The organism is Pseudomonas sp. 3B-A001-10F (genome assembly GCF_056313565.1).
Genome location: NZ_JBQYFW010000007.1, coordinates 216,109 through 226,313, shown reverse-complemented (window position 1 = coordinate 226,313; position 10,205 = coordinate 216,109). Strand labels below are relative to the sequence as shown.

Genomic DNA, 10,205 nt, shown 5'->3' with positions numbered 1-10,205 from the left:
GCTCGCGATAGCGGTGTGTCAGACGATGATTTTCTGACTGATACACCGCTATCGCGAGCAGGCTCACTCCTACAAGGGTTCTCCGCCAACCGAGAGAACCAAGCCAAAAAGGCACCGAAAGGTGCCTTTTGCGTATCTGCGCGCGGCAAACCGACATTGCCCGGTGTCGCATTCCACACTCAGTCTGATAACGTGCGTCTATCGATTGCAGTCGGTATGCTTGGCCCGCATCTTCATGGACGCTTGCTATGACCCTCACAGAATTACGCTACATCGTTACCCTCGCCCAAGAGCAGCATTTCGGCCACGCCGCCGAACGTTGCCACGTCAGCCAGCCGACCCTGTCGGTGGGCGTGAAAAAGCTTGAAGACGAACTCGGTGTGCTGATTTTCGAGCGCAGCAAAAGTGCCGTGCGCCTGACCCCGGTCGGCGAAGGCATCGTCGCCCAGGCGCAGAAAGTCCTCGAACAAGCGCAAGGCATCCGTGAACTGGCCCAGGCCGGCAAGAACCAGCTGACCGCGCCGCTGAAAGTCGGCGCGATCTACACCGTCGGTCCTTACCTGTTCCCGCATCTGATTCCGCAACTGCACCGGGTCGCCCCGCAGATGCCGTTGTACATCGAAGAAAACTTCACCCACGTGCTGCGCGACAAACTGCGCAACGGCGAGCTCGACGCGATCATCATCGCCCTGCCGTTCAACGAAGCCGACGTGCTGACCCTGCCGCTGTACGACGAGCCGTTCTACGTCCTGATGCCGGCCCAGCACCCGTGGACGCAAAAAGAAACCATCGACGCCGGCCTGCTCAACGACAAGAGCCTGCTGCTGCTCGGCGAAGGCCACTGCTTCCGCGATCAAGTGCTGGAAGCCTGTCCGACGCTGACCAAGGGCAACGACGGCGCCAAACACACCACGGTCGAATCCAGCTCGCTGGAAACCATCCGCCATATGGTCGCGTCCGGTCTGGGCATCTCGATCCTGCCGTTGTCGGCGGTCGACAGCCATCACTACGCCCCAGGCGTGATCGAAGTGCGTCCGCTGTCGCCGCCAGTGCCGTTCCGCACCGTGGCCATCGCCTGGCGCGCGAGTTTCCCACGACCGAAAGCCATCGAGATCCTCGCCGACTCCATTCGCCTGTGTTCGGTGGCCAAGCCAGCGGCACCGGTTACGGCCGGTTAAGCGAGCGTCATGACGGAGTTGTCGCAAGTGTCGGTGACGGCACTCAAGGGTGTCGGCGAAGCCATGGCCGAGAAATTGGCCAAGGTCGGCCTGGAGAATCTGCAGGACGTGCTGTTTCACCTGCCGCTGCGCTATCAGGATCGCACCCGTGTGGTGCCGATCGGCGCGTTGCGACCGGGACAGGACGCCGTGGTCGAAGGCACCGTCAGCGGCGCCGATGTGGTCATGGGCCGACGCCGCAGCCTGGTCGTACGCCTGCAGGACGGCACTGGCGGACTCAGCCTGCGCTTCTACCATTTCAGCAACGCACAGAAAGAAGGCCTCAAGCGCGGCACGCGGGTTCGCTGCTACGGCGAAGCCCGGCCCGGTGCGTCCGGCCTGGAAATCTACCACCCGGAATATCGCGCCATTACCGGTGACGAACCGCCGCCCGTGGATGAAACCCTGACCCCGGTCTATCCGCTCACCGAAGGCCTGACCCAAGCACGTCTGCGTCAGTTGTGCATGCAAACGCTGACCATGCTCAAGCCAGACACCCTGCCCGACTGGTTGCCGACCGAACTGGCCCGCGACTACCAACTGGCGCCGCTGGCCGATGCGATCCGCTACCTGCACAACCCGCCCGCGGATGCCGACGTCGACGAACTCGCCCTCGGTCATCACTGGGCGCAACATCGCCTCGCTTTCGAAGAACTGCTGACGCATCAACTGTCGCAGCAGCGTCTGCGCGAAAGCATGCGTTCGCTGCGCGCGCCAGCGATGCCGAAAGCGACGAAGCTGCCGCCGAAATATCTGGCGAATCTTGGCTTCAACCCGACCGGCGCCCAACAGCGCGTCGGCAACGAAATCGCCTACGACCTCAGCCAGCACGAACCGATGCTGCGCCTGATTCAGGGCGACGTCGGCGCCGGTAAAACTGTGGTCGCGGCTCTCGCTGCATTACAGGCGCTGGAGGCCGGTTATCAAGTTGCGCTGATGGCGCCGACCGAGATCCTCGCCGAACAGCACTTCATCACCTTCAAGCGCTGGCTCGAACCGCTGGGCATTGACGTCGCTTGGCTGGCCGGCAAGCTCAAGGGCAAGAACCGTGTCGCTGCGCTGGAACAAATCGCCAGCGGTACACCGATGGTGGTCGGTACCCACGCGCTGTTCCAGGACGAAGTGCAGTTCAAGAACCTCGCGCTGGTGATCATCGACGAACAGCATCGCTTCGGCGTGCAGCAACGTCTGGCGCTGCGGCAGAAAGGCGTCGGCGGACGCATGTGCCCGCATCAACTGATCATGACCGCCACACCGATTCCGCGCACGCTGGCGATGAGTGCCTACGCCGACCTCGACACCTCGATCCTCGACGAACTGCCGCCCGGGCGCACCCCGGTCAACACCGTGCTGGTCACCGACACCCGCCGCGTCGAAGTCATCGAGCGCGTGCGCAGCGCCTGCGCCGAAGGTCGTCAGGCCTATTGGGTGTGCACGCTGATCGAAGAATCCGAAGAGCTGACCTGTCAGGCCGCCGAAACCACGTTCGAAGACCTCACTCTAGCCCTCGGCGAACTGAAAGTCGGGCTGATTCACGGGCGCATGAAACCCGTCGAGAAGGCCGCCGTCATGGCCGAGTTCAAGGCCGGCAACCTGCAACTGCTGGTCGCGACCACAGTGATCGAAGTCGGCGTCGACGTACCCAACGCCAGCCTGATGATCATCGAAAACCCCGAGCGCCTCGGTCTCGCGCAACTGCACCAATTGCGCGGGCGCGTTGGCCGGGGCAGCGCCGCCAGCCATTGTGTACTGCTCTACCATCCGCCGCTGTCGCAGATCGGTCGCCAGCGCCTGGGCATCATGCGCGAGACCAACGACGGTTTCGTCATCGCCGAAAAAGACCTCGAACTGCGCGGCCCCGGGGAAATGCTCGGCACCCGCCAGACCGGTCTGCTGCAATTCAAGGTCGCCGACCTGATGCGCGACGCCGACCTGCTGCCCGCCGTCCGCGACGCCGCGCAAGCCTTGCTGGAACGCTGGCCAACCCACGTCAGCCCATTACTCGATCGCTGGCTGCGCCACGGGCAGCAATACGGCCAAGTGTGAGCACCGTCGCAGTTTCTGACAGATCGTTCCGACCAAGCTGGTTATACTCCTGCCATTGTTTCAAAAACGGATACAGACCATGACCGAAGCCGCTCTCGCCCCCGAATCCCCGCACGCGCCGTCTGTCATTCGGCTGCTGCTAGGCAAGCTGGGCATCGCCTACGAAGAAGTGCTCGACCACCACGGCCTCAATGCATCGCGCAAGGTACAAGCCGTGTTGCTGGACGACGCCGTTGGCGCGCTGATGGTGCTGTTTCCGCAGAGCCAATTGCTCGATCTCAATCGCCTCGCCGAACTCACCGGCCGGCGTCTGACTGCAGTGTCCACCGAGCGCCTGGAAAAGATGCTCGGCAAACACAGCCTCAGCCTGCTGCCAGGCCTGCCGGCGCTGACCAGTTCGCCGTGCCTCTACGAAGAAAGCCTGCTGCGCGAACCGAAGCTGCTGATCAACTCCGGCGAGCCGGGCCTGCTGCTGGAAATCGCCAGCGAAGACTTCAAGACCATGCTGACCAAAGCCAGCGCCGCCAACTTCGGCGAAGCCCTGAGCAGCATCCGCCCGAACCTTGATCGCCCGGACGATGACCGCGAGGAAATCACCCAGGCCGTGCAAGCGTTCACCGCGCGGCGGATTCAGCAGCGTCTGGAAGCGACCATCGAGATTCCGCCGCTGGCCGAAACCGCACAAAAAATCATCAAGCTGCGCGTTGACCCCAACGCCACTATCGACGACATCACCGGCGTCGTTGAAACCGACCCGGCGCTGGCCGCGCAAGTGGTGAGCTGGGCGGCGTCGCCGTACTACGCCTCGCCGGGCAAGATTCGTTCGGTGGAAGACGCGATCGTTCGCGTGTTGGGCTTCGATCTGGTGATCAATCTGGCGCTGGGCCTGGCCCTCGGCAAGACCCTGAGCCTGCCCAAAGACCACCCGCAACACACCACGCCGTACTGGCAGCAGTCGATCTACACCGCCGCCGTCATCGAAGGCCTGACCCGCGCCATGCCGCGCGCCCAGCGCCCGGAAGCCGGCCTGACCTACTTGGCTGGCTTGCTGCACAACTTCGGTTACCTGCTGCTGGCCCACGTCTTTCCGCCGCACTTCTCGCTGATCTGCCGCCACCTGGAGGTCAACCCGCACCTGTGCCACAGCTACATCGAGCAACATCTGCTCGGTATCAGCCGTGAACAGATCGGCTCGTGGCTGATGCGCTACTGGGACATGCCGGATGAGCTGGCCACCGCCCTGCGCTTCCAGCACGACCCAAGCTATGACGGTGCCTACGCCGAATACCCGAACCTCGTTTGCCTGGCCGTGCGCCTGCTGCGCAGCCGTGGGATTGGCTCCGGCCCGGATGAAGATATTCCGGATGCCCTGCTCGAACGCGTCGGTCTGACCCGCGACAAAGCCAACGACGTCGTCAGCAAAGTGCTTGAGGCTGAAGTGCTGCTGCGCGAACTGGCCTCGCAGTTCAGCCAGGCCTAAACGCAAACAGGCCCGCTCCCCCCAGGATTTACACAAATCCCTGTGGGGAGTGAGCTTGCTTGCGATAAATGCATTTCAGCCAAGACCCGCCTCACACGTAACGTGCAACCCAGCCCTTCGTAGCGACAGGAAAAGGCTCAGCCTCTTTATATGAACTACCGCACATTACAATACGTTTATCCCGCATCAGCACCATGTCATAGGCACTGTTGCACCAATACTCATCCTCGAATATGACATAGCCTTTGCCATTACCATATTTGGTATCCAGTTCACCTGTTGCGAGGTAGCGCGCCGTTATCGTTCTGAGCTCCTCCGTCAGAAGGCCAATGCCAGTATTGCCGAACACAACAATCGAACTATCTTCTTGAGAAGTGCAGCCTCCCCACCCGAGACCCTGCGGCACCAAGAGAGAAAACAGTGGGTTGCCACCATTGAATATGCGATTGAATGAACCACTAGCGTTCAACATGAAGATCAACCCGCTACGCACACCGCGATGAGCCTCCCCTATCCCAACGATTGCGCCGTCTTCCGACCGGATCTTCAGGCCGTGCACCTGGATATAACCAGTATGAGGAATGGTCACAGCGATGCCACCGTTGAACCCGGCATCCACCTGACCATCTGGGCCAAGGCGCGCCACATAGGCTCCAAGAACTTTAAGACTATCGTCAGAGTAATACCCTCCGACTAGCACTTTCCCGTCCGCTTGAAGTGCAATCGCCCCACCTGAATTAGACGCATGAGTAACGCCCGGTAGCTCCACCCTCGCAGACCCACCATTGAAAGAGCTATTTTTCGAACCATCCGCATTGAAACTCAAGACAAGACTTCGTGCCTGCCGCCAACCCACCGAAACGCTGGTTAGCAAAAAGATCTTGCCGTCGGCTTGCTCGGCAGCAACGGCATTGACACCAAGGCTAGCGCCTCTACGGTTACGGCCATCCAATTGAGAAGCGCAGCCAAGTGCCATGCTCTTATCGTCAGGGTAACCAATATCCCGTCGATTGATTAAAAGAACGCCGCGCTCAGCAAAAGACTCATCAAGCCTGCCGTTTGCAGACTGACGCACAACAAACAACCCAGTCTCGGAAATGTCGTCGCCTACGAAAACCATGTACAGGCCAAACACTAACCACCCACCGTCCACCAGCGCAGTCAGGCCAGAAACCGTCACTTGAAATCCATCGTCGAACTGGATTTCAACGAAGCCCAGTTTGCGCTCGCCAAAACTCTTGTCGAGTGCTCCGTCCTCATTCAGGCGCATTAAAACAAGGTTGGCATCCACACCAAGTTCCACCATGGCAACCAACAGCTTGTTGTCAGTTAGTTCCAGGATCGCATCAGGTGTCATCGCTGAAATTTCGGGACGTGGAAAGCTCACCACGCCCTGGTCACCAAAATTCAGGTCAAGCTTTCCTTCGGCAGATAGCGCTTCAATCCTCTTCATCATCGAACTCCCTGTGATTTCCATGCGCCCACCAATGGACACTGCTCACAGTGAAACACCAACAAGTACTCGAACACACCTGTCAGACCTGACAGGTGTGTTCGAGTACTTAAGAGTTTTGAAGAGGGTTTACGAGTCACTCAATTACCCGCCCTGGCTTTGAAAAACAGCCTGGACATGCCAACCAGACATCACGGTTTTGGCTTGGCCTTCCTCGGCTTCAAATACTTCATCAATTCCTGAAACCACAACACCAGCGCCGGTTTGGAATCAAAGGAATTCCACGAAGCCGCCAAACGCGCCCTCGACCACCATTTCAAACCAGCCCTCGATCCACATCCCAAACGTGAGAACGGCCTCTTCAAACTCTCCCCCGGCACCGACGCCGAAGCCCTCATGGTCAACGCCTCGGAAGATCTCCTGTCCATCAGCGTCATCGCCTGCGACCTGGGCCGACGACCTCCACGGCTTAAGCCGACTTGTCCAGGTAACGGATCACCCAGCCTTTATCGTATCCAGAGTCGGTGAAATACACTCCGCCCACCACGATGCGCCCATCGTCCATTACCGCCATGCCGTGGGGGTATTCGAAACCCGCGCTTTCATTGAAAACGGTAAATCCTGTACCAAAGAAAGAGGAGTCTGGAGAACCATCCGCCAGAAAGCGTGCGGTGACCGCGCTGAGATTCTCATCAAGCGCGCCAGTGCCACTGTTACCGCAAACGATGACTGAACCGTCCGTACGCGGCACACAATGCAACCATCTGACGCCTTGGGACACAGGTGACGAAATCAGTGGTTGACCATCATTGAACACCCGATTGTAGGAGCCGCTGAGATTGAGCACCGCAATCAAGCCCTGAGAGACGCCCTCCACCGCCGCACCGCCGGCCACAACAATCTTGTCGTCGACGATTGCCGCAACGTCCAGGCTTATCCATTGATCGTGGGGCACGTCCACCGCGCCTTTGATTCCAAAACCTGTGTCAACCTTACCCGTAGCGTCGAAACGAGTAACGAAGGCGCCATGCGCACTCACCGCAAAGTAATTGCCGCAGATCACCACGGCGCCGTCAGCCTGGGTCGCGGCCGCCTGCGCAACGATGTCCAAAGGCGAAATATCTGCAAGCTCTACGAACGCAAAGCCCGTGCCGTTGAAGGTCGTATCGGGTGAGCCATTCGGCTCGAACCTCAGAACGATACCTTTTGTCCGGCGGGAAGCATCCTCAACGTTACTGACCACGACGATTTTTTCGTCCAGTTGTTGAGCGACCATCCCTGCTGCGCCATTCCCTGCGGCACCGCTGGCAGACGCTTGCACCACCCCGGTATATCCGCCGCCGCCCATCTTCGCGTAGGGAAGATAGAGCACACCTTGTTCCCCGAAAGACGTCTGCAGTTGCCCGTCCTCGCGCTGTCTGACCAGCACCAGGCCCGTCGAGTTATTCGCGCCCTCTTCCGTGTACTGAGCACGAACCAGCCAGCCGCCATCGCTCAGCGGTGTAAACCCGAGGATCCGGCTCATGTAAAAATTTTCTTTCAGCCTGATCTCGACGTAGCCGGAGCCTTCTCCACCGAAAGCTGAGTCGAGAGCACCGTCTTCAAGCAGACGAACGATCCGCGTAGGTGCACCGGGCGTTGAAAGGCGAACGGCAACCAGCAATTTGTTTTGCGGCAGCGCCAGCAGCGCCCTGACGTCATATCCCGAGAATCCGGGGAATGGAAATCTGAGGATGCCGCCATCGCCAAAAGCCGGATCGTTATTCAAAGACGGCGCACCCGCCAGATAGCGCACGATACGGCCAGGGACTTTGGAAGGATCAGCGAAGACGGAGAGCTCGATGCACACCACGATCCGGCCGTCCGTCATAACGGTGACACCTCGCGCAAAGGCTGCCCCTGCGCTGTCTTCAAACAACGCATGACCCGTACCGTTGAAAGCCGTATCCGGTTTTCCATCAGCAAGGAAACGCGCCGTCACCATGGCTGATTCACCCTGACCGACAACAGCGATCGAACCACCCACCTGCGAGGTATGCGTCCACGCCAACCCTTTTATTAACGGGGAAAACAGCGGCTTGCCCCCATTGAACACAAGGTTGGGCGCGCCGCTGGTCGTGAATGCAACGATCAACCCACCGTCGAGACCACCACGCTGGGCTTGGCCCGCGACGATAATCCTGCCATCGCCTTCACGTACCGAAATCGACTGCAGAAAACTCTCGCCTTCATCATCGGGCATCAACACGGCCACACCGTTGTTGAATTGACTGTCCGGCGCGCCACTGGCGTCCAGACGCGTCAGAAAAACTCCACGACCTCCCGATCCGTCCTGGTATGAACCGCAGACCAGCACCTTGCCATCGGCTTGAATGGCGATGCCGTAGACGTTATTCGATGTGGCGACATCCACAACCACATAGCCCGAACCGTTGAATGATTGATCGAGTGAGCCATCCGCTAGCAGACGAATCACAACACCCGCTGGCAGTGGTGCATCATCAAAAAACACTAAATGGAGCAGGACGATTTTGCCATCCACCTGCCGGGCCGTTGATCGTGATGGGAGGTGGGCAGTCTGTGAGGATCCGGAGTTCGGGTGACTTGCCTCACGCGGCACGCTAGCGGGATGGGGATTGCCGTAATGGGAGATAAACCGCATGCCGTTGGTGCCGAACGATTCGTTCAGTTCACCGGTATTTTTCAGGCGGACCAGTGCAAGGCCAACGTCATTGGAGGTAGTCGAGGAATATTGAAGGTGTATCAGCCAACCATCATCCTCAAGCGCATCGAGACCGGATACATAGCTGATCCGAGCACCTTCCAACGCTATTTCAACAAAACCTCTGCGCGCGGGACCAAAGGTTTCGTCCAGCGAACCGTCGTCATTCAGCATCGCAATGGCAACCGGGGCATTCGCTCCCGTTAAAGGTATCGCAACGAGTAATTTTGCATCGGGGAGCGCCAGGACCGCCGCCGCTTCGTCGCCCGCGATACCAGGTATCGGTAAGGTCAGCACGCCATCCTGAGCAAATGTCGGATCGAGAGACCCAGGGATCGAAATACTGTGTGTCTGCGTCATGAGCTTGCTCCATCAAGTCAGTTAAGTCCCTTAATGCCGGAACTGGAACTTGAGTAGAACATCGCGACTGTGCACGAAACACCTGATAGAAATGACAGTCCCGCCGTCTTTGCGAGCCACAATGATGGCCTTACAAGACAAGCGCACCGTTATTCAGTGCGCGTGCATGGGTTTGTTCTAGCCAGCGACTTCCTAAGCTTTAGCCTTCGCCTTTCTTGGTTTCAAATACTTCATCAACCCTTGAAACCACATCACTAGCGCAGGGTTGCCCTTAAGCTGGATCGACTTGTCCTGAATGCCCTGCATAAACGCCAACTGCTTGTTCTTCGCCTGCATCGTCGCAAAGCCATAACCGGCATCTTTAAACGCAATCGCAAACGCCGGCTCTGCGACCACGCCAGACTTGCTGGTGATGCGCTGATCCTTGACCACAAAATGCCGCGCCACTTTCCCGTCCAGCGTCTGTAGCTGAAATACCAGATCCTTGTCACCCAACTGCTGCTGGAACGCAGGATTTGTCCGGCTGGCCTTACCCATCAACAAACCCATCATCCACAGAAGAAAACGAAATTTCATGCGCACAGCCTCAAAAAGAAAATGAACGGCCGGGGCAGTGTAAGGGATTCGGACGATAACGCCAGTATCTGACGCTGTTGGAAGAGGATGCGGACTTTTTCCCGCACGATGACCGCCAAGTCACGATTCCGCAGGCAACGTCCTACACCTGTTGAAACACATCCCTGTAGGAGCTGGCGAAGCCTGCGATCTTTTGATCTTCCGGCCCGCGAATCTATGGGAAATTTCCTGCAAAGTGCGGTGCTGTCCATGAACTAGGCGAGTTGGTGCGGTGGGGATAGGCTCTGTGGGTCGCCGCAAAATCGGTGGCCGGATGTGCAAGTCCGAACTCGGGGAAATCAATTAACTGCT

At 58.8% G+C, this 10,205-nt stretch carries 6 protein-coding genes and 1 pseudogene; 4 read left to right on the top strand and 3 right to left on the bottom strand.

Translation table 11 applies throughout. From position 1 onward, the window contains the following. Positions 1-248: 248 nt before the first annotated feature. The 3 genes from AC0ZWN_RS10030 to AC0ZWN_RS10020 all read left to right on the top strand — a co-directional run bounded on the left by AC0ZWN_RS10030 (position 249) and on the right by AC0ZWN_RS10020 (position 4,743). A complete protein-coding gene (locus AC0ZWN_RS10030) occupies positions 249-1,178 on the top strand; it encodes a hydrogen peroxide-inducible genes activator (protein ID WP_007920331.1) in 930 nt (309 codons plus the stop codon). 9 nt (positions 1,179-1,187) lie between these two features. Then, positions 1,188-3,263: an ATP-dependent DNA helicase RecG gene (recG, locus tag AC0ZWN_RS10025; protein WP_476334925.1), complete on the top strand. Its 2,076-nt coding sequence runs from the start codon at positions 1,188-1,190 to the stop codon at positions 3,261-3,263. A gap of 79 nt (positions 3,264-3,342) precedes the next feature. Further along, the gene (locus tag AC0ZWN_RS10020) at positions 3,343-4,743 is read left to right on the top strand and encodes an aminoacyl-tRNA deacylase and HDOD domain-containing protein (RefSeq protein WP_016985804.1); all 1,401 of its coding nucleotides are present in this window, start codon (positions 3,343-3,345) and stop codon (positions 4,741-4,743) included. Between the two features lie 91 nt (positions 4,744-4,834). On the opposite strand, the gene AC0ZWN_RS10015 is transcribed toward AC0ZWN_RS10020, so the two are convergent. Continuing rightward, positions 4,835-6,196 carry an NHL repeat-containing protein gene (locus tag AC0ZWN_RS10015; protein WP_476334923.1) on the bottom strand — a complete coding sequence of 454 codons (1,362 nt, stop codon included), beginning with the start codon at positions 6,194-6,196 and terminating at the stop codon, positions 4,835-4,837. A 264-nt stretch (positions 6,197-6,460) separates the two neighbouring features. Here AC0ZWN_RS10015 and AC0ZWN_RS10010 point away from each other — a divergent pair. Continuing rightward, a pseudogene (locus tag AC0ZWN_RS10010) lies at positions 6,461-6,680 on the top strand (DUF6124 family protein); the annotation flags it as partial. On the opposite strand, the gene AC0ZWN_RS10005 reads toward AC0ZWN_RS10010, so the two are convergent. Together AC0ZWN_RS10005 and AC0ZWN_RS10000 are read right to left on the bottom strand one after the other, a co-directional pair. Further along, positions 6,666-9,278: a hypothetical protein gene (locus AC0ZWN_RS10005; protein WP_476334922.1), complete on the bottom strand. Its 2,613-nt coding sequence runs from the start codon at positions 9,276-9,278 to the stop codon at positions 6,666-6,668. The pseudogene AC0ZWN_RS10010 and the gene AC0ZWN_RS10005 sit on opposite strands and share 15 nt — an antisense overlap. 192 nt (positions 9,279-9,470) lie before the next feature. Next, positions 9,471-9,854: a hypothetical protein gene (locus tag AC0ZWN_RS10000; RefSeq protein WP_007920327.1), complete on the bottom strand. Its 384-nt coding sequence runs from the start codon at positions 9,852-9,854 to the stop codon at positions 9,471-9,473. Positions 9,855-10,205 lie beyond the last annotated feature (351 nt).